The sequence below is a fragment of the Pseudomaricurvus sp. ABR4_320 genome (assembly GCF_056159445.1).
In genome coordinates this window covers 1-246 of sequence record NZ_JBSWVF010000127.1, presented here as the reverse complement: position 1 = coordinate 246, position 246 = coordinate 1, and the positions used below count along the sequence as shown (strand labels likewise).

The window sequence follows — 246 nt, the reverse complement described above, 5'->3', positions numbered from 1 at the left end:
GCTCTACGCAGGCGTGCTTAACGCGACAGAAAAATGGACTCACCCGGTACAAAACTGGAATCTGACACTGTCACAAATGGCCATTCATTTTGAAGGCCGACTCGAAATTTACTTAGACCTGTGATAGTCACTGCGTTACACTTCTAGGCACTGATTTGTTGGTGAGCTTGCCTCGCTAACAAATCGGTGGCCAACAAGCGAAGCGCGTTAGCGTGCTTTAACTGACACAGAATTTTGAACGCCCTC

General features: G+C 48.0%; 1 pseudogene. It reads left to right on the top strand.

Annotated elements, in window-relative coordinates:
- A pseudogene (locus tag ACXAFR_RS27680) lies at positions 1-124 on the top strand (IS256 family transposase); the annotation flags it as partial.
- Positions 125-246: the final 122 nt, after the last annotated feature.